18 protein-coding genes are annotated in these 19,863 nt (G+C 55.4%); 1 reads left to right on the top strand and 17 read right to left on the bottom strand.

Features of this window, described 5'->3' with window-relative positions; genetic code table 11:
* Window positions 1-22: 22 nt before the first annotated feature.
* The 6 genes from MCM46_16280 to MCM46_16255 all read right to left on the bottom strand — a co-directional run bounded on the left by MCM46_16280 (window position 23) and on the right by MCM46_16255 (window position 4,387).
* On the bottom strand, window positions 23-1,042 hold the full coding sequence (locus tag MCM46_16280; protein ID MCG3113373.1) for a hypothetical protein: 1,020 nt from the start codon (window positions 1,040-1,042) through the stop codon (window positions 23-25).
* Window positions 1,039-2,151, bottom strand: coding sequence for a hypothetical protein (locus MCM46_16275; GenBank protein ID MCG3113372.1), 1,113 nt, complete (start codon window positions 2,149-2,151; stop codon window positions 1,039-1,041). Before MCM46_16275 ends, MCM46_16280 begins: the two co-directional genes overlap by 4 nt.
* A 106-nt stretch (window positions 2,152-2,257) precedes the next feature.
* Entirely contained in the window at window positions 2,258-2,479 is a 222-nt protein-coding gene (locus MCM46_16270) for a hypothetical protein (protein MCG3113371.1), read from the bottom strand.
* A 36-nt stretch (window positions 2,480-2,515) separates the two neighbouring features.
* Window positions 2,516-3,508, bottom strand: coding sequence for an SPFH/Band 7/PHB domain protein (locus MCM46_16265; protein MCG3113370.1), 993 nt, complete (start codon window positions 3,506-3,508; stop codon window positions 2,516-2,518).
* A complete protein-coding gene (locus tag MCM46_16260) occupies window positions 3,508-3,963 on the bottom strand; it encodes an NfeD family protein (GenBank protein ID MCG3113369.1) in 456 nt (151 codons plus the stop codon). Before MCM46_16260 ends, MCM46_16265 begins: the two co-directional genes overlap by 1 nt.
* A gap of 19 nt (window positions 3,964-3,982) precedes the next feature.
* Window positions 3,983-4,387 (bottom strand): lytic transglycosylase domain-containing protein, encoded by a 405-nt coding sequence (locus tag MCM46_16255; GenBank protein ID MCG3113368.1) that lies wholly within the window; start codon window positions 4,385-4,387, stop codon window positions 3,983-3,985.
* 117 nt (window positions 4,388-4,504) lie between these two features.
* On the opposite strand from MCM46_16255, the gene MCM46_16250 reads away from it, so the two are divergent.
* Window positions 4,505-5,065 carry a Uma2 family endonuclease gene (locus tag MCM46_16250; protein ID MCG3113367.1) on the top strand — a complete coding sequence of 187 codons (561 nt, stop codon included), beginning with the start codon at window positions 4,505-4,507 and terminating at the stop codon, window positions 5,063-5,065.
* Window positions 5,066-5,289: 224 nt separating this feature from the next.
* Here the strand turns inward: MCM46_16250 and MCM46_16245 are convergent, their stop codons facing one another.
* Genes MCM46_16245 through MCM46_16195 form a run of 11 tightly spaced genes read right to left on the bottom strand, consistent with a single transcriptional unit; the run spans window position 5,290 to window position 19,855 of the window.
* Window positions 5,290-8,679 carry a conjugal transfer protein TraG N-terminal domain-containing protein gene (locus tag MCM46_16245; GenBank protein ID MCG3113366.1) on the bottom strand — a complete coding sequence of 1,130 codons (3,390 nt, stop codon included), beginning with the start codon at window positions 8,677-8,679 and terminating at the stop codon, window positions 5,290-5,292.
* Window positions 8,680-8,683: 4 nt separating this feature from the next.
* Window positions 8,684-10,111 carry a conjugal transfer protein TraH gene (locus MCM46_16240; protein ID MCG3113365.1) on the bottom strand — a complete coding sequence of 476 codons (1,428 nt, stop codon included), beginning with the start codon at window positions 10,109-10,111 and terminating at the stop codon, window positions 8,684-8,686.
* A 30-nt stretch (window positions 10,112-10,141) separates the two neighbouring features.
* On the bottom strand, window positions 10,142-11,002 hold the full coding sequence (locus MCM46_16235) for a conjugal transfer protein TraF (GenBank protein ID MCG3113364.1): 861 nt from the start codon (window positions 11,000-11,002) through the stop codon (window positions 10,142-10,144).
* The gene (locus MCM46_16230; GenBank protein MCG3113363.1) at window positions 10,971-11,456 is read right to left on the bottom strand and encodes a S26 family signal peptidase; all 486 of its coding nucleotides are present in this window, start codon (window positions 11,454-11,456) and stop codon (window positions 10,971-10,973) included. Before MCM46_16230 ends, MCM46_16235 begins: the two co-directional genes overlap by 32 nt.
* Window positions 11,425-11,727 carry a hypothetical protein gene (locus tag MCM46_16225; protein MCG3113362.1) on the bottom strand — a complete coding sequence of 101 codons (303 nt, stop codon included), beginning with the start codon at window positions 11,725-11,727 and terminating at the stop codon, window positions 11,425-11,427. The genes MCM46_16230 and MCM46_16225 overlap by 32 nt, the downstream gene beginning before the upstream one ends.
* A gap of 28 nt (window positions 11,728-11,755) precedes the next feature.
* Complete coding sequence (locus MCM46_16220; GenBank protein ID MCG3113361.1) at window positions 11,756-12,784, bottom strand: type-F conjugative transfer system pilin assembly protein TrbC; 1,029 nt, start codon at window positions 12,782-12,784, stop codon at window positions 11,756-11,758.
* Between the two features lie 58 nt (window positions 12,785-12,842).
* Window positions 12,843-13,850 (bottom strand): TraU family protein, encoded by a 1,008-nt coding sequence (locus tag MCM46_16215; protein MCG3113360.1) that lies wholly within the window; start codon window positions 13,848-13,850, stop codon window positions 12,843-12,845.
* Window positions 13,851-13,860: 10 nt separating this feature from the next.
* A complete protein-coding gene (locus tag MCM46_16210) occupies window positions 13,861-14,502 on the bottom strand; it encodes a hypothetical protein (protein MCG3113359.1) in 642 nt (213 codons plus the stop codon).
* A complete protein-coding gene (gene traN / locus MCM46_16205) occupies window positions 14,474-15,553 on the bottom strand; it encodes a conjugal transfer protein TraN (protein MCG3113358.1) in 1,080 nt (359 codons plus the stop codon). Before traN ends, MCM46_16210 begins: the two co-directional genes overlap by 29 nt.
* The gene (locus MCM46_16200) at window positions 15,550-17,403 is read right to left on the bottom strand and encodes a hypothetical protein (protein ID MCG3113357.1); all 1,854 of its coding nucleotides are present in this window, start codon (window positions 17,401-17,403) and stop codon (window positions 15,550-15,552) included. Before MCM46_16200 ends, traN begins: the two co-directional genes overlap by 4 nt.
* Window positions 17,360-19,855 (bottom strand): TraC family protein, encoded by a 2,496-nt coding sequence (locus tag MCM46_16195; protein ID MCG3113356.1) that lies wholly within the window; start codon window positions 19,853-19,855, stop codon window positions 17,360-17,362. The genes MCM46_16200 and MCM46_16195 overlap by 44 nt, the downstream gene beginning before the upstream one ends.
* Between the last annotated feature and the right edge of the window lie 8 nt (window positions 19,856-19,863).

Genomic DNA, 19,863 nt, shown 5'->3' with positions numbered 1-19,863 from the left:
ATGCGCCATCGTGGCACTCTCTTTAATTGCTTTCCGCCACGATGGCCCCGTTTGGAATGAGCACCAGGTCGACCTCTTCTTCCTCTTCCTCCAAATGGAAATCCTGGACGATCCTCGCTTGTCCTGATCCGATCAGGAATTCGATCGCGGGTTCTCTCCGGCTGGACAAGATTTCCACCGCAAGATCGATATCGACGCTCGGTGAAATCCAGAGGGCCTCGTCCGCCGGCTTGAGAAAGACGGGAAGCGATTTCTTCTCTATACGATGAACAAGAATGCCGTTGGCGGTTTTGTGCTGGTTCCAGATGATACGTCTTAGATCCGGTTTGACCAGATAGGCTTCTTCGAACCGGAGCACCTCCGCCGGGGTACCGCTCAGTCCAGCGATCTTTTTCGGGTCGTGAAAGACAAGGACCTGCGCCAGATCGGACCATTGCTTTATCTGATCGGTATTGCACGACTCACAGACCGATGCCAAAAAGGAAAGAGGCAAGCCGGCATCGAGAACAACAAAGAAGAGCGCGACGCGGCCGGCGTCTCGATAGATCACTGAGAGCTCGACCACATCGATGTCCCTCTGATAGCGATCCCGTTGAAATTCGTGGGATCCGAATGCATGGGCCAACGCTTCATCCAGATCGATGGTGGTGTAGGCGCCCGAATCATATCGATAGGCCTGCCCCTCCCTGTCCAGATTCAGATAGCGCCGTGTGAGAATGTGTTTATAAAAAAAGATGCTTTTCTCTCCGGTTCGGACCCGACCCATATACATAAAAGCGGAAAGGTTCATCTGCCCGACGACCCGACAGAGAGGGCCCCACATCGGCTCTTCGTTGGCTCTCTCGTTTCGCTTCTCGGCTCCGGGTATGTCCGTGATGCGCTGTCCTGCGAGCCTGTTTGCGTTGCAGCAACTTTCTTTTTTCATCTCCTCCGGATGGGAGCAATCTCGAACGGCGCCGTTCACAACCCACACTTGTAATGAATAATCGTAACCGTTCCAGACGTAGCCACCTTTGATTTCATCCCCGCTGGACCGGGTCATGGCTCACCTCTCTGAGCGCAATTCCGGACGGAAGGCCTCCGGCCATTCGCTTCGACGATGGGCCCAAACGGCTGCGGGAAACCCTCGGGGAGCTTCACGCGGGCTAGGAAAGGGATCAGGTCGTCACGGGTAAGCGTACGCTTTTCAAATAAGGCGTCGGCAAGCTGCCTGAACACCTCCGTGTTCAGATCGAACAGCGATTTCAGTGTGCGCAAATGCTCCTGGTGCAAGGCTTCGAGCTTCGCTTCACGTTGTTCCCATTCGAACCTGTTTTGGGGTTCGGCATAAAACATCCCCCGGCAGTGATTCGAGAGATAAAGGCAAGCGATGTCGAGCCATTGAAGATGGTCGTTGCTACCGCAGAGCGTAGTCTCGCCGAGTGTGGATTCGCCCATTTTCCCGGCGAGAAGCTCCAGCATCCGCCACTCGGCGAAGGTCTTCTCCGGGAGTCGATGCCGGTCGTGGATGCCGGTCACGAAGCCCAGCACGCCATGGGCGTCGGGGCGGTCGTTGATCGCGACCTTCACGTCCACCGGAAGCCGGCCCAGCGCCGCATAGACCAGCGCGTGCCCCGCTTCGTGCGCCGCCGTGTAGCGGGTGTCGCGCTCAGTCAGCTCGCGGGGCGGAAAGACGGCCACTCCGCGCGCGACGTACTCGGGCTGCACCGACCGCCAGCCGGAGCTGACCTTCAAGATTATCCAGACGATCGCAGCGGCGATCAGACCGGCGGCAGCGTCTTGAGGATTCTCCAGCGCCCATCGATAGGCACTGTCACCGGCGTGGCCGATCAGCCAGAGCGCCAAATGATACGCCGCCGCGAACAGGGCCGTCTGCTCGATGAGCGTCGTCAGCGCTACAAGATTCAGAAAAAACAGCAGAGCGCGCCCCACCGTGTAGAACAGAACGGTCACAAGACCGAAGAACTTGACATCCAACATCACCTTCGTAACCACGGCTTCCTCCGGCGTGCCCGGATTTCCGAAGGTGGCGACGGAGACGGCGACGCAGAGGATCACCAGAATGATCGTTCCGGCGTGTTCGATCACCAGGGCAAGGCACTTTACGACCAGGTGCGGCAGAAGCCCCTTGATTCGATAAAGGATCCACATTCTCTACTCCTTTCAAGGTTGATAGCGATGCCGCCATGCGCGATGCAGTTGCGTATGTCCTTCATCCCAGACTGCCGAGGCATCATTCGTTCTCCTTCAGAAGGGGTTAACTCTCCGAAGAGGTTCCGTTCTTGAACCGGACCTCCACGGTCTGCTGAATAAAGAATCGAATCCCCTCCGCCATAAATTCAGAGATCGACTGCTTCTTCTTGTCGGCCCCCAACGTGATCAGGGCCTGCTCTTGGGGTGTGAAGCTCTCAAAAGAGACGTTATTCTCCGCCCTGGCTTTTCTTGTTTTTGGCTTTCTTGTTGCGGTCGCTTGTTCCATCGGAGTTCTCCTGTTTTTGTTGTTCGATAAACACTGTTACTTCTTCCATGTCCCTGCCCCGTCGAGCATCTCCCGAATCCCGCCTAGGGAGCTTAAGACCCCCGTCGCCTCATACGGCATGTAGACGACTTTATTATCCTTCCCGGTGACCATCCCCTTGAGCGCTTCGATATATCGAATCGCGATCAGATAATGCGCAGGGTTCCCACCGGAAATCGCCTCTTTGATCTTCTTTAAAGCCGCAGCCTCCGCATCCGCCACTTTGATCCGGGCCTCGGCTTCTCCTTCCGCCATTAAAATCTTCGCCCTCTTTTCTCCCTCCGCCCTATTGATTTCAGACTCTTTGAATCCCTCCGACTCCAGGATTCTCGCCTGCTTTGACCCCTCCGCCTCCAGAATGGCCGCCCGCCGGTCCCGCTCCGCCCGCATCTGCTTCTCCATCGCGCCGATAATATCCCGTGGCGGATGGATGTCCTGTAATTCGACGCGATTGACCTTCACACCCCATTTCTCCGTGACCTCATCGAGGATCGCCTTCAGCTTGCTGTTGATCGTATCCCGGGAGATCAGCGTTTGATCCAGGTCCATCTCTCCGATAATATTCCTTAGCGTCGTCTGGGCAAGCTTCTCGATCGCATCCGGAAGATTCGCGATTTCGTAGACCGCCTTGACCGGATCGGTGATCTGAAAATACAGGATTGCATTTATTTCTATGACGACATTATCTTTCGTTATGATGCCAGTTTGCCTTGGAAAATCGTAAACGGTCTCCCGTAGATCGATTCGAGTGATCTTCTCCTTCTTGATGATCGTTCTGCCGTCTACATCCGTTTTGACGTATCTCCATTCGATCTCTCTGGCTTTGTCGATTATCGGCCAGATGATGTTTATCCCCTTGCTGAGGGTTCTGTGATAGGCGCCGAGCCTTTCGATCACCATCGTCTCCGCCTGCTGCACGATCTTGAAACCCTGGGCTGCAAAGAGAATGACGAATACCGCAACCAGAATGACAATAATCAATATGCCCATCAGATGTCCTCTCTCTTTGAGAATTGTCTTACGATGAGACGGGTCCCATTGATCCTGACGACTTCAACTCTTACGTTGGCTTCAACGATGGTGTCATCAATCGAGACTCCCTTCCAGTCTTCCCCGCCGATGATAATCCGGCCTGAATGAGCGATCGGATCGATTTTCTCCAGGACATATCCCTCCTTCCCGATCAAAGCCTCGGTATTGGTCTTGATCCAGGTTTCCGAGTCCAGATACTTTAAAAACAGAGGCCGAAGCATCAGGAATACGAGGAGGGTCACTGTAAAAAGGGCCGTAATCTGCATCTCGATCGCCCACCCCATCCAATGAGCCAAACCGGCCGCCAGACACCCTATCCCAATAGCGGCGGTAAAGAAACCAGCGGTAAAGAGCTCCGTGATAAAGAGCGCCATCGCCGCCACAGTCCAGAGTTGCCAGAGTTCAATATCCAAAGCGCTCCCTTTTAGTTTTTTATTTTCTGTTCGGAAGGGATAAGAAGACCTTCCATGCATACTTCGCCCGTTTATCCGGGCTGGTAGCGTTGTAGCAGCCGACCGCTTCCCAGGTATACCCGTATCGCTGCATACACTGCGCGAGAATCCACGCTCCGACCTTCACATTCTGGCAGGGGTTCCCCAAAGAAGCCCACAGTTCTTCCCCCAGGATTTTTGCCCATGCCGAGTTGATCTGCAGGAGGCCGACATCGTAGCTGCCGTTTACATTCCGATTCAGGGCGTCAGGATTGAAAGAAGATTCCACCTTGGCGATCGCCCAGAGCAGCTGCGGAGAGACCCGATAAATCGCCCCGGCCTCCTCGAAGCAGAAGGCATCCGCACTGTTGGGAGTCAGACCGGTAAAGATAAGTGAAATCGACACCAGGAAGGCTCTTATTTGCGTAGGCCTCTGATTTTTACGACCTCCTGTTCGGTTTGACATTTGATTTTGTCCTTGTTATTCTTGTTTTTAAGAAACATTCATTGAGTGAGGAATATCATGTCGCCCCAGGCTCATAAAGTTAAATTCACCTACGAGGACTACCTTCTTTTCCCGGACAATGGGAAGCGGCACGAGCTGATTGATGGAGAACATTTTATGACCCCGGCTCCTTCGACCAAGCACCAAAAAATTTCCTCCAATTTGCATCGAATCATCAGCTATTTCGTGTATGAGAAGGACCTTGGCATCCTGTTTTCGGCTCCGACTGATGTTGTCCTCTCCGATCAGGATGTTGTGGAACCTGATCTTCTTTTCGTTTCATCGGCCCGGTCCTCCATCATTACCGAGAAGAACATTCATGGGGCTCCGGACCTTGCGGTTGAGATCATCTCTGAAACCACCCGAAAGACCGACGAGATCATCAAGCGTAAACTTTATGAACGGCACGGCATCCCCGAATATTGGATCGTGGATCCGGAGTTAGAGACCGTAAAGGTCTACCGCATGACTGACCAGGGTTACATTCGTTCTGCTGAGCTGTCTTCGGAATCGAACAACACACTCACAACGCCTCTCCTGCCTGATTTGCGAATACCGCTCTCTGAAATATTCAAATAAGAAAATGCGGTAACGTTTTTTAAGGGGGTGCTCTCGATGTCCGACGGTGCTATTTTTCTCCTAGCCATCTTCCTCATTGTTCTGAGATTGCTTTATATGCTCGCAACTCGGAAAAAAATTAAGGTGGAACCGTATTATCCGGATGATGAGGACTGGGGAATAGGCGAATTTATCTACCCAGGCGGGAAATATAATCTGAATCGTCATCGCAACAATAATGGCGATTAATCCGGCCTATTTTTTAGTTCGTCCACATCAATTCTCTTCGGATCAAACGGGATACTTTCGATTACGCGTTTAACACCACCGCCCGGTGCAGATGCTCCGTAATCTAACGAAGAAGCTGTCCTGGCTTGATCGTAGAGATCCTGCGTGAATTCGCCGACCTTTCCGGCCACATATCTTTCCGTGTCTTCTCTCCCAAGTTCCTGCTCTTTGGCTTCTCTGACAGACTGACGAATCTTCTGGTCATATTCCGTTGCAAGCAAGTTAATAGATTCTTCTTCGATTGATTTTCTACCTGCGGCCCCTCCAATCCCAAACACTCGCAAACCTGCCGACCCTTCGGCGTAACCAACACTGGCTCCACTTCTCTTTAAAAATCCCCCCACATCCTTAGCCAAATCTTTCGCAGTCGCCGCCATATTCGCATCGAAAATCTCCGGCTTATATTTAGCAAGCGTGTGGTCCGAGACGAACTTCGCGATCGCGGGATCTCTCTTCAAGGCCATCTGCATGGCCGATCCGATATTCACGCCATGATCAACTGTGCTCTTATCGACATCTTCAGAGATATTCCGTGTTCCGCTGAGGCTGCTGCTGTGAGCCTTGCTGATCTCTTCCCATCCTGACTGGGACAGCGCGAAATCCATTGTTTTTCCCGTTTTCTCATTCGTCACCGCCAATTGTCCCATTTCGCCGCCATGGGTGGGATAGCTGTACTGGACATTGGCCGACCTCCCGCGCTCCGCAAGATACTCCAATGTATTGACCGCTTGGTTTGAGCTACCCTGAGATCTGAGGGTCTTTGCGAGACCCTTCAGCTCTCTTGCATTGAGCGTCTCATAGCCATGCATGCCCCCCTCGATCTCGCCGCGGGTGAGATTCAACCCGATGCCGCTGATATTTCCATCCCGGTCTTTCATCACACTGGTTCTCAGAGCGCCCTCTCCTCCATGATCCACCGGCTTCATCTGAAGCTCATACATAGCCGCATCGGGATCGGTGCTGTAATGGGCCGTCCCATCGGCGACGGTCTTCAATCCGGGGATCACACGGTAAGCATCTCTCAGAGATCCCTCCAGAGAGATCTTTTTCCCGTCCTCCGATGTCCCATTGACATAGAGTTGGCCTCCGACCTGCTGGACTTTTCCTGAACTTAACTTGTAGTTCCCGTAGGGCGTATCTATCGTGAGCCCCTTTCCATCCCGGAAGGTCTTCTCCGCAAAATCCTCGCTCTTGACCGAGGTGGTATCGGTGGCGCTGAAGGTCCCCTTCCCGCTCTGGGGATCGATCGAGTAGGTCGCGATCATCCCGTGTTTTAACATCGAGACCGCATCCTGATGTCCCGCATTCGAGGCGACTTCTCTCACCGCATCGATATTTCTATCGGTCACAGGACCGGCAAAGGACATAGAGGCGGCCCTTCCGGTCTTCGGATCAAAGCCGATCTCTGTGAGGCGCATTCCGGAGATTACTCCTTTGTAGCCCTGCTTCGAGGCAACGGAGGCCATCTCCGGCGTGATCACACGGCCGGTGCCTTCAAAGGCCGCAGCTTCCGTCGGCGTCTGAACTCCCAAAATCTGACGGGCCTGATCGAACCGCCCCTTACTCCCACCATACAGAGAGCTCTCCCGGAAATAATGGGAGTCCATGCTCGCCGATGCCACATCACCTCCTGCGACATCGGATGCAAAGTGTTTCGTTCCAAACGCCGATCCCCGCGCGGATTGCCCCTGAATGCCGCCGACCTCGAACGCCGAATCCGCGTCCAGCAATCCCAACCCCTCGCCCGTGCTTCTGGCCATCGTGTTCGCCTTCGCATGGGTCCTTTGCCCAAAATCAAACTTATAGGCGTTGGCCATCACCGGGGGCGCGTTCTCGAGCGCGCTGATCAGACCGGCCCCTCCCTCGGGAGTCGTCACTCTCCCGGTCGCCTGGGCCGCGTGCTGGGGAGACGATGTGATTTGTCCTGCCAGCATGCTGAGCGCATGGCCTCCGAACCGAACCAGCAGGGTCGTGATCACCGTGGCGAGCATCAGACCGGACCAGCGAATCGCCCCGAACGCGGCGAGGGTCTTTAATGAGGCGGTCCCGAATGTGGAAATGGCGGTGAGCCCCAACTGGTACTGTCGTACCTCCGCAAAGGCCTTTATGGCATAATCCATTGCAAATTGATGGGCGATGGCGTCGGTCACCCCCCAGGCAGTCAGCCAGATAAAGAACCCCGCGATCAGCGTCACGGCCTTGCCAAAGAGAGGGGTCGGAATGAAGATCACCAGAAAAGGGAGCAAGCCGATCGCAATTGCCGTGATGACGGCCCGGATGATCGGAATCCACTCGTTGGCCACCACCCCTGTCGAGAGCAGGGAGGTCCCGGTGTCTCGTCCCGCAAGGACGGCGATCGCCGTATCGGGGCTGGCCGATTGCGCCACGGAGGAGAGCGACTGTGCCATCGCATTCTGCCGGTAAATCTGTGTGGCGTCGAACACCGCTCCCTGAACCCAGTTGACCAGGCTCGTGAACGTCCCTTTACACTGGTTGTATTCGCTTGGAATACTCGGGTCGAATCCCGCGTCGGCGCACCTCGCTTGGGAGGTGTTCTCAAAGAGCGAGGGATTTGTGATCTTCGCCTCGATCGCCGGCATCGCGTCCGAGCATTTCAGAGTCCTCCCCTCCGGTTTGGCGTCTTCGTAAAAGGTCGTATAGATCGCGGGGCTCGCCGCCTTCCTGAACAGGGGGATGAAGTCGGCATTATTGGCCAGATCATTGATGGTGAGGGTCGTTCCGGGACGCGCCACCTCGAAATAGAGACAATCCTCGACATATTTCCGCAGAGACTGATGAATATACTGGTCCGACAGCAGCACCCCTTTAGACTGGATGTTCAGAAGCATGTCGAAGCCGACCCCGCCGGCCTGCTGCTGATACCCGACCGGGTCGGCGGCGGTGGAAACGATATCGATCAGGCCCCGTTCGACCTTGTTGAGGGCGCCGATGAGCGCGATCAGGCCGTCCGGAATCCCTCCGACCGGCTGATATTGGTTTTTCACCGGATCATAGATGTGGAGCGTTCCCTTCGGTAAGACTAGGGCCAGATAGAGGGTGATCCCGATGCCGACCGGCCAGGTCCAGGAAAGGGGCGTGACGCGGCCCCCCGAGAGGGCGAGAAAATAGACCACCACCCCTCCCATGAGGATCCCGAGCACAATGACCGTGAAGAAGAGGCCCTTGTAATCGGCGTCGCTGAAGATCAGCGCGATCTTTGTAAACGCGCTGACCACCGCATTAAAGCCGTTGTAAGTGTAGTACTCCATTTCGATCGCATGGGAGGTCGAGTGCGACAGGATCACAACAAGAAAGACAAGCGGCGGAACGTGGAAAATCTTTTTCATTTGTCTACCTTCCGATGGCCCGATTCGCCAGAGAGGGCCGAAACATCTGGGATAAGGAGGCGCGGGCGATGTCGTTGAACTGCTCGAGCCGCGCGGACACTTCCATGATGGTGTTGATCTCGCCGGCCATTGCGGCATACGCCCGCTGGATTTCCTCCACCGAGGCATGAATCTGCACGGCCAGCTTCTCCGTCTGCGCGATCGCCGGCGCCATCAGATCGATCTGGCAGTCGGATTGCGCGGCCTGCCCCTGAGCCGATATCACCGATCGCGCGGTATAGAGACTTTGCAAGGAGAGGTGATAGAGGTCCGACATCATATTGAAGGCGTAGGCGCGGGCGGTGATGTTCGACAGGATCGCGATGGTGCTCCCCGGCTGGTCGGAGATCACCGCCACCTTCAGCGCGGAGTAGGCCGGAAGGGGGAGGGTGTTGATAAAACCTTCTTCGTCGGGAGCGAGGGCCAACCCCGATCGCATCTTATTCACGATTCCCTGGAGTTTATTTCCTGCCCATTGATTTAAGTTCGCGTTCGCATCGGTTATGAGCCTGCAGGCGCTCCCGTCGGCCGGCCGCAGATACGCCTGCCCCGTAAAGAAGTTATCGATCGCTCCTTCTTTGTTCTGCTCGCACGGGGGGATGAGAATCGGCTCGATTTGTTTGGTTCCATTCGGTGAGGTGAGCTCCGTGATGCCGATATCGCCGGTAAACCCGCGGGCGAGGTCGATGTATTCCACGGGATAAGCTTTTTTCTCGGCGATGGCCTGAAGCACGGTCTTTCCGGGAGTGGCGAAGATCTCTTTGAGGCCGGTGGGGCAGCCCGCGATCTGAGCGTTATCGTTGACCGTCTGCTGGTTGTTATTGCTCTTCCATGTGTCGGTGAGCTTCGCGCGCAAGGTCTGCAGTCCGCGGTTGAGGGTGTAGTCGCTTTCGGCCATGGCCCGGATCTGCGCATTCTCTGCGCCCATACCTTGAAAGGTCTTGGCCACCAGGACCTGAGAGGCCTGACAATCGTTGAACTGAAGCTGATTGAGGGTATCGGTGATCGCCTCGAACGATTTGATCGATTTGGCGCACGGCTCACAGAGTGTATTGAAGGCGAGATCGAAGGCGACGGCCGGGGCGTTGGTCAGCATGGCTTGAAGCTTCTGGACCAGACGGTCAAAATCCAGAAAGGACACAGCCCCTCCAAAGACGTCGATGCCGCCGCAGCCGGTCTTCACCCGCGGCGGATTGAGGCTGGCGATGTAATCGTTGCTGTTGTACCACCGGGCGGAGAAGCTGCCGCCGTTGAAGTAGCCCCGCTTCTGCCCCTCGAAGTATCCGGGCGAAGTCTCTGTTTTCTGATCGATCCAGTCGTCGACCCAGCCGGCGTGTGTCCAGGCAGGGATGAGTAAAATAGCGGCCACGATGATCCATCTCGTGAACATCATTTGATTTCCTTTCAATACGATTGCCCAATATCAAGGGGCGTCATCTTTGATCTTCAAAGGCGCCGTCGGATCAAAACCCCCGCCCCGCTGGAATTCAAACATCGAGAACTCTTCCGGCGTGATCTCATTTCCGAGAATCCGAATCCCGCGATAGAGGCGCTCTTCCATATCCGTCAGGGAAACCACCCCAATCGACACCGGCATGAAATCCTTGCTGTCCTTGTGGATCAGCATGATGAAGGGGACGGCGCGCACCTTGAACTCCTCCGCAAGCTGCGTACTGCGCGAGATATCAACTTTCCGGACCTGCCAGCCCCGGTATTTCTCCAAAAAGAAGCTCAAGATTTCGTCTTGCTCGGCGCAGAAGTGGCACGTGGGGGAGTAGAAATAAAGGAGCGCGAAGTTCTCTTTCGATTGTTCGATCTTTTGACCGACCTCGGCCGACTGCTCTCTTGTTTTCGCCGCCTTTCCGGGAAGAGCATTCGGATAGTCTTTCTCCAAGGAGAGCTCCGGGTACTTCTGGACCACCATCGCTGCGACATTGGCGAAGGCCAACGCCTTCCTGCGGGCAATATCCTGAATGGTGTAATACTCCTTCACATTCCCGATCGTGGGGGCCATCACGGCCTTCTTCTGGAATGCCATCAACAGGGGTTGAAAATCGTCCGGATGCATATTCCAGAGATCCTCGGGGGTATGGTCGGAAAGGGAGGGAACCTTCCGCGCATCTCTTCGCTCTTCTTTTTTTTCTTCCTTTTTTTCAGGTTCCTTTTCGTACCACCACCATCCGTGCTTGGAAACGTCCGGCGCCTCTTTGGGAAGCTCCCCGGCATGGACAAAGGTCGTGAGTACCAACAGACTAAAAAACAGGGTGAGCGATCGCGATAACATCTTCTTTCCTCACAAATCCGAAATATCGGGAATCCAAACTGTCGACATGACTGCCGAAGACAAACAGGCTCTCTTTCGGGATCACCCCCTCGAACTCAAGGTGCGGCAGCTTCTCTCCTTTCAGGGAGTAATCTTTGGCTTGACCCAGATAGGTGTCATTGCAGTAGTAATACCCCTCTTTGACGGTGAGCGTATCCCCCTCCGAGCAGGCAACCTGCTTGAGGGTCTTTTGGGTCTTCGCGCCCTCCAAATATCTGGAGTTCAGCTCGAAGAGCACATAAGCGTTACGGACCATCTGCTCTTTGGAAGGCGCCCGGTCCAGGATATAGATTCGATGCCACAATGAGGGGGTGATCGTCACCGTAAACCGCTGGGGAATCCAGGAGCCCGCCAGGAGGAGCGCCGTCATGAATATCGTCAGGCTAAGGAACGAGCGTTTCCGCGTGGCTGACAACGACGTCTCCCATCATCACGATTTTGTTTCTCGGAATCGCATCGATCTTCCGCTGCAAGCGCTCCAGATTCTTTTTCAGGGCGTCGTCGTCGATCTTCCCAGAGAGATACAACGCCCTCTGCTCGGCCATGTAGCCCTTGATATCGATGGCGACGATCTTGGGGGCGTAGAAATAATCGTAGATATAGAGCGAGCAGGCGGAAATAAGCAGGGAGAGGACCGCCGTCTGAAACCAGTGACTTCTGTTGTTTGTTTTCTGATTCTCTTCCATTGAAAACCTCGACGAATGGATTCCTTTCTCATGGATTCAATTTGGACAAAATATTCTTGAGAGAGCGACTTTTCACTTCCCGCTGGATCCACTCGATGCCATAGGCCAGCGATGCGTCCCCATAGAGGACGTAATAAGGAGAGGCCTCGCCCAAACCGTCGCTGCCGCCGGGCTCCGTCTCATGGAATGAGGGAACGTAGACAAGCGCCGGGACCTGGCGGATTTGGTATTTCCTGTAAAGAAGCGGATCGACGTTGATGTTCACCTTGTGAGCGTCACACCGTTGCCGGGTTGCCTTGCAGCCCGGATTTTTGACGATAATGTCCGAGACCAGCCGCAAGGTCGGCTGCGCGTATTTCATTCCCCCCACAAACCCTCTCATCACCATCGTGATGTTCGGATCTTTAAGTTTCGCGAGATCGGCCGCATAGTTCCGCAGCGTTACGAGCGGCATGGAAGAGGAGACAAAGAGATAAATCCGCTCCGACGACGAAAGGAGTCCGCTCTTTTGATCAGCCTGCTCCATCTCTTCTTCCCCGGATGGCTCCTCGCCCGCGACTTTCGAGGCGGGTCCTCCAAAGAGCTCTCTTTTGACCCGCTCGGATTCCTGGAGAAGCTTTCTCTGAAAGTCCTCAGAAACAAAATGCCGGGCGAGCCTTTCCGCCTCGGCCCTCCCCTGCTCCTTGTGGTTTTCGTGCTTACCTCCAACCACTTCCCGTAGGTCGTCGACACTCTCCGGAACACGAAGGGTTTTCTCCATCTCCTTACTTTTTTCAATCATCCCCCGGATCGTATTCAAGTCGACGATCTCCTGCTCCTGCCAAAAACCCCCGTCGACATAGATCCGGACTCTTTTGATGGAGGCGTCGATCTGAACCGGTATCGTCCCTTCCGTGCAGGATGTGCCGTGGGATTTGAGGTAAATCTTTTCCCCTTCGATCTTGTCGATGAGGTGGCAGGAAGAGGGCCCCTGGATGAAGGCCTTCTTTATGCTGGTATCCCCCCTTGCGGCGGCGAAGCCGACGGCGATGGAAATAAAAATGATGAAAACGACCACTCTCTTTTGGCATGGAGATCCTTTCTTCGCTCCTGAATCCGCCCGGCCCTGTTTGGGATCAGAATGCACAGCACACCCTCTTTCTGAAGATGACCCAGAGGAAATTGTCACTGGAATTACCTCCCGCGGAGAAAGGGGGATTTTTCAAGGATCCCCAGACCATGCTGCTTCTTCCGATCGGATGACATGTAAAATCACGCACGGGCTTGGCGATCTGAATGCGGTAGTTGTGCTTGATCCAGATCGGGGTCGGAATGCAGCCACAGAGATTGACCCCTGTGTCGCAGACGAGCAGTTCGCGGGAGAGCTTATAGATCAATCTTGCGGCGATCGCCGCATTGGCCTGGATATACGTATCGTCGTTGACATGGCCCGTCAGCGGATAGGCGGAACCCCAGGAGCCCATGCACCAATAAAGAGCGCTCAATGGAAGCCCCGCGTTGGCCGCCACGCTGTCGGCGATGCACGACATCTGCGCGACCGGATTGGCGAACAGTAAGGCCTCCGGGTTGATGGCGAAGGCGAGCATGTCGTTGTTCCACAACGGATCGACCTCGGTGATATAGGCCAGATCGAACCCGCTATGCTCCACACAGACAAAATCGATCAACAGTTCGAGAACTCCCCAGACCGGGAAGATGAAGTAGTGGGCCTGGGCGAACGTGGAGGTATCGATCTGATTGTGGGCGCTGATCTCCGAGTGGGTCCCACCCAGGAATCCTCGGCTGGGATTGGGCATTTGGACCCCCAGGCTGGGAAAGTAAAAGGGATCCTTGACGGTCTCGATGAACCTTGCCGGCTCCCAGAAGCTCACCGGAATTCCCGGCCGAAAGAAAAGAGGCGGCGGAGCGGGACAGACACAAACCGGAAGTAGCGCCGCATCCGGAGCGTCCGGAACGTCTCCCGGGATCACCGTCATACCGGCGATCTTGATCGGGAAGACGCAATTCCAGCAGATATCGGTCACGGGATTTAATTGGGTTCCGAATCCGCGCGCATCGGCATGCCCCTCCAGGCTGAGGATCAGAATGGCTGTCAGTACCCCGAACAGGCAGACGTTTCTCATGGAATGGGGCCTATTTTTTTGAAGGGATCGCAATTTCCTGAACCTCCATCATGCTTCCTTTTTGTATCGCGACCGCCGGAGTCGACCGGACTTTCAATCGCTGAATCAGGCTTGCATTGGCGTAGTACACCGGTCTTTTCAGAGTCTCTAACATGGCCTGATACGATCCTCCGGTCAGAAGCAGGAAGGCCTTTGGATCGTTCGCGTACCCGGACGCGCGAAACCAGCCGACCTGCTCGGCATCCTCCGCGTCGATGATCACAAACGTATTCGGAAGGGAGACGTACTGAAGCGGATTGAAGGTATAGCCGCGCGGGTAGAGGATCCCTCCCCGACCGTCCGGGATATCGGCCTGGAGCGCGTAGGTCATATCCACGGCGCTGGTCCTGCCCGTCGTGGCCCGGGGAAGAGGCCTCAGCCCGGAGGGACGGTAGGAAGCGACGGCCTGTTTCATCTTTTTCTCATTGAAGCGCTCTCCCCAATTCACCTCTTTTGCGCGGGCCTCGATCTCACCGAGGGCGTCCGGCTCGGCGATCGCATAGGTGGCGCCGGCCACACCGAGGTTGCGGCCCATATCCTCCGAACGCGCAATCTCGTAAGATCCCCCCAGAAAGAGGAGCATGCTAAGGGCGAAGATTCTGATAAAACTCATTGACCTTATTCTCCATGCCCTGATTGATTTGAGACTGTGACTTTGACGAGATATTGGCGAAATATTCGGATAAATCCATTTGGGAAAAATCGAGCATTTGCATCTCTTCCGGCGCGAAGCCGACGCAGTTGGGGCTGCCGGTCGTCCCCCACTGTCCGTCGGGAGCGAACTTCTTCAACTGTCCCCTCCCCTGCTCCTGGATCATCCGGCCGAGCTTCGAGTTGAAGCAGCAATACACTTGCGCCTTCTGCACGCAACCGATGAAGGGCCAGCTGGTTTTGCAATAATCGCCGATATAGTGGCAGCTTTGAGCGTCCTTCGAGGCGTTCGTCGACCACTCGGCATCAGCGCAATATTTCTTGAAGACTAAAAAGTCTCCCGATCCATTGCTGCAGCAGTTGAAGAAGGAGGTCCCCGCTCCTGCCGGGCGGCACTCCGAAGCCTTACCGTTGAAGATGAAGACCGGCCCCTGGCATAAGCCGGTGGCCGGATCGGCCTGTCCATTGTTCTGATAACTTGTCAGGTTCGGCGTCATAGTCTGCGGGGGCGCCACGTCTAAATCGACACAGGCGTTCGAGGAGCATTGATACGTTCCGGCGTTATTCATACAGCTGTACTGAGAACCTAACGGACAGCTGTATCCCTGCAGGCACTGATCTCCTGCCGGGTCGTACATGCCGGTTGCGCAAGAAGGGGTGGCGACGCAGACGCCCCCGGCGCCGTCATAGGTGTAATTTAACGGGCAGTGCCAGTGAATCAAAAACCTTCGATGCAGATGGAATATTCTTGGCGCCTCGCAACGGTCACTGGCGGTATTTAAACTTCCATCCGGCGGACAGGTTGCAGCCGTGCGGCTTGCGCTGCAGAGGGTCGCCCCAAGGGGGCAGAGCGGTCCCTCCGGTGTCGAGGCGCAAGAGGCGGTCTCTCCCGGATCGGATACCGCGCCGTTCCCATTGGTATCCTCGCCGCAGACGAAGTTGACGGCGTAAGACGGTTTAACAAGGAGAAGTCCGAACACGACGGCCATGACAAGGAATCTGATCATCTTCATTGTTTGACTCCATCGCTGCAGATCATGTCGGATCCCGCGTTCTTGAGGACCTCCATCAGGGAGGCGGCTTCCGCGAAATCGGAGATGCACTGGCAGCTTTTGACCACCTCTTCGCCGGCCGAAAGAGGACAGGCGCTATCGACGCATTTCCTATAAAAGAAGTCGTAGCTTGCGGTCGTATTTCGGTATTGCGCCGTGTTCCCGGCCACGGAAGCCTCGGTATCGGTCGTCGGTTTCCGGGTCTTGCACGCCATCTCACAGCTCAAGTAGCTGTCGCGTCCCGGCAGCCCAACTGTTTTATCTTCCGAAATCCAATTTCCGTTTTGGTCTTTTCGAAGATCCCGGTAGTAAACGGACGCTGTATTGTCCGCGACGCTCCCGATGACCGCCCCCGCTCTTCTCTTTGCGTCTGTGAAATCAAACACCTGATTCGTCTGGCAGAAATAGGTCCTCTGCTTCTTCCACCAATCCCGGCAGATGTCGTGATTCTGAACAAGTCCGATCAGGGTCGTGCAGGAAGGAAGAGGGGTCAGCCCCGTAGGATTGAAGGCGCCATACGTGCCGACCGCATCGACCTGCTCCTCTCTTAGCCGGCAATTCGGATCGGCCTCCAGGGCATTACAGCTATCGGTGACCGATTCCGAATAGACGTCTGAAGTCCGCGTACAGAGGGAGTAATAATCGTAGGCGTCGTACGTGCAACGGTCCTCTCCCCCCCTCCTGGATCGATCGCGAAAGTTCTCCGCGGAGGCGCCCAGGTAGATCGCCCCCTCGGGGACGGAGGCATAGACGGTCGCGGGCGGCGGAGCGCAGTAGCCGGTCACATTGGAACACCGACAGTCATTGATGGATCGATTGGATCCTGCATAAACCTTCAGGTAAATGGTCTCCTCCCTGGAGGCGATTGATCCGGTAGGCGCCGGATTCTGGCAGAAGGTCTGCTGCGACGTGACTGCGGCTGATCTTTGGATCACACATTGACGAGAGGAGGCGCTCTGTTGCAACGCCGGGGGGGGGGTGGTCATCAGGCCATAGTGACTCATCGGGTCAACGGATTGAATTGCGATCTGGGATTGAACTTCAGTTGAAATTCCTCCGGGATTATTGAAGTACTGCTCCGGAGAGGATCCGGTCGAGGTGCACTGGCCCGCGTTTTGTCCGAAATAGGTCAGCGCGGTTCCATCGATTTTCACGTCGGTAATGGTCATTTTAGGATTGTTGGCCTGAATGGCGCCGACCACCCCCCCGCCGATGGCTTGAAGGACCGATGGAAGATGGGTCATCGCGAGGTTGGCGCCGCAGCTGTTGTTGACGCAGTAACATCCTCCCAGGTTTAATTGAGAGACCTCCTGCAGATTGGCCCTTCCCCCACTATCGGCGGTCCATTGGTAATACCGGCAACTGGCCCACTGACCCGGCGCGCAGGAGATGACGCCGTTGGCGCAGACGCCCGAGATGGGGAAGGGGGGCTGGTAGGTCGATTCGATCGCCCCGTCGAGATCGGCGTCCTGTCCGATCAGGACCGGGGAGAGATCCCCCGTGATTGTGGGAGAGATCAACACATTGAGAAACCGGCTTGAGGAAGGACAGGTTAATTGCGCGTTAAAAGAGGTTTTGTTGTCGATGGTCGTCATGAGGGCGCCTTGGGAGGTCAAGGGATTGGAGGCGTTCTGCCGGATGCCCTCGGGGGAGCCGAATTTCGAGAGCGCCTGATCCGCCGAATCCTGGGCGGCCTGCCTGGGATCGGGCTGGGAAAAAGCGGGCCCTGCGAACAACCAAAAGAGCGTCGCGGCAAGAGCCAACCCCTCAACTCCGATATTTTCGGACCATCTCTTTGATGGCTTCTTCATAAGGCATCCCTTTAGACACCATCGATTCGATTTCAGCGACCTCTCTTCCATCGGAGGTGTAGACATAATAGGAAAAGGGATCGACCATCAGGCGAACGACCCCCACGCCGAAGGGGGTGTCCATGAAGATCTCCGAGTATTTCGGCCGGCTGCTCTTGACGCTCTTCAGCAGCTTCATCGTGAACGGGTCGTAGTCGATCAGCTTCTCCTCTTTCGCCTTCTCGAAATCGGGGGACTCCAGAAAGAATTTAAATGCGGAGTTCCCGCGGATCACATCTCCCACTGCCCCGAACATCTTGGAATCGAGCAGCGACTGGGTAATGATCGTGAAACTGGCCCGATATTTCCGCGCCCTCCGATATCCTTCCTTGATCACTTCCTTCAGCGCCACACTGTCCGCGCCGCTCTCCAGGAATTGCCAGGCCTCGTCAAAGATCGCCATCCGCGGCCGCGTCCGGTCCGAGAGATAGAGATCGCGGGTGACCTCGTTGATCACCTGGAGCGTCACCACCTTGAAGAGCTCTTTCTGGGGTTTTAGATACTCCAGCTCCAGGACCACCCACTCATCCCGGGAGATATCGAAGGTCGATTTTCCGTTGAACCACCTCCCATAGCTGTTCCCGGTCGTGAATTCGGTCAGGTTGAACGCAAGTATCTGAGCCAGATCTGTGAAATTCTCGTTACCGGTGAACTCCTCATCCATATATTTGGGGAAGGAGCGCAGGTAGCGATGCACCGTATCGATGTCCGCGTCATTTCCCTCGGATTCGAAGGCCCACTTCACCGCAGACTTGATCAGCGTCATCGCGGTCTCCGCCGATTCGGTTGGCGCCGCTCCCGTCACTGAAAAGATCATCTGCAGCACGATCGATGCGATCACCGAGAGGTCTTCTTTGATCTCCCGGACGTGGGTGAACGGATTGATGCAGATATCCGAATCCTCCCTAAAATCGAGATAGCGTCCCTTAAACATCCGGGCCAGCTTCTTATAGGAGCCGCCGATATCGATGATCCTGAGAATCGCGTTGCTTGCGAAATAGCCAAAACCCTTGCTATTTACGAAAAACGATTTCCCTCCGCCGCTCCCTCCCGCGATGAAAACGTTATGATTGCTGGCGCGTTTATCAAAAATGTCGATTCCGGCGGCCTGTCCTTTCCGGCCGGCAAAGTTCATCACCGGCGCCCCTCCCCCCGCGAAATCGGACTGCACAGGGAGAATGGAAGAAATCGCATCGAGGGGGGCGATGAAGTCGCGGTCGAGCAGATCGATGTTCCCCCCCTGATCGTAGAGCCCGAAAGGAAGGGCTGAGATGAACAAGATCGGTAGGATGCCCTTGTCTTCCTGCATGATGTAGCCTTGGCCCTCCCAGATCCGCTTCGCCCGGGTGATCGCCTCCGACGCGCTCTTCTCGTCCCGGTCCCAGACCCATAAGACCGGAATGATCCGCAGAAAGCGCGTCCCTTTCTCCAGCTCGTCGGTCGCCCACTGAAATTCGTCCTGCTTGCGGGCGAGAGTTCTGGCAAAACTCCCCACCCCCTTTTGAAACAGGATCATGTTGCACTTCTTATGCAGCGACGCCTTTAGATTATGAAAGAGAATGTTGAGCGTATAGAGGAAAGGGGTCTTCATCTGATCTCCGTCGGAAACCATTCCCCAGCAGCCGCCGAAGAGCTGATTGGTCTGGAACAGGTCGACCTCTTTCGGAAAGATCTTCGGGGTGGTGCAGCGGAAGATGCGATCCCCGATCTGAAAATTCGCCGTCTGCTTTTTGATTTCCGTTTCGGAGAGGATGATCTGCTTCCGGATCGGAATCCCATCGGCGTAATGGGTATGGTTGACCGACCCGTTGCCCGCGTTTCCATTGAAGAGCCGCCTCATCCAGTCGAGCAATGCCTCAGGGGGGACCTCCTCGGGATGCAGGCAAGCTCCATGAAGCGTCTCTTTGATCGTATTGTGGATCTCAGTCAGTCTTTGGGCGGTGAGGCCGCGCTCCGCCACCGGCATCTTGGCCGCCACGAAGAGTCTGAAGTTGCGGATCGGAATGCCGGATAAAGACGCCATCCCCTTCGTTCCTTTCAAGAGGAAATCGCACAGGGCCTCGGTCGCGTTCTCGATGATGGGGCTCTCCCTCTGCCTGGATCGCCGAATGGCGTCAAGATACGGATCGATGTTGTCGTCGGCATAGAGAATAAATTGAACGATCGATCCCTCCGGGAAATCAATCCGAAAGAGCGCATCGAGCGTGGCCTGGGTGCGGCTGCCTGCAAAGGCCAGCGGGACACATTCGAAGAGAAATCCGACCGTGTCATCCATGTTGTAATATTTCTGCTCCTCGTAGGCGGCCCAAGGAAGATAATCGGAAAATTTATTCCGATGGGTCATCGATTCAAGCTCGGAAATCGTCAACCCGCCGTTCTTGCCGAAGATATTAAGAAGATTGGGAAGAATCAAAACGTACC

The sequence above is a fragment of the Candidatus Manganitrophus morganii genome, assembly GCA_021651055.1.
Lineage (GTDB): Bacteria > Nitrospirota > Nitrospiria > SBBL01 > Manganitrophaceae > Manganitrophus > Manganitrophus morganii.
Note: the sequence above shows the minus strand (reverse complement) of the source record. Positions and strands in the feature narration are given on the sequence as shown.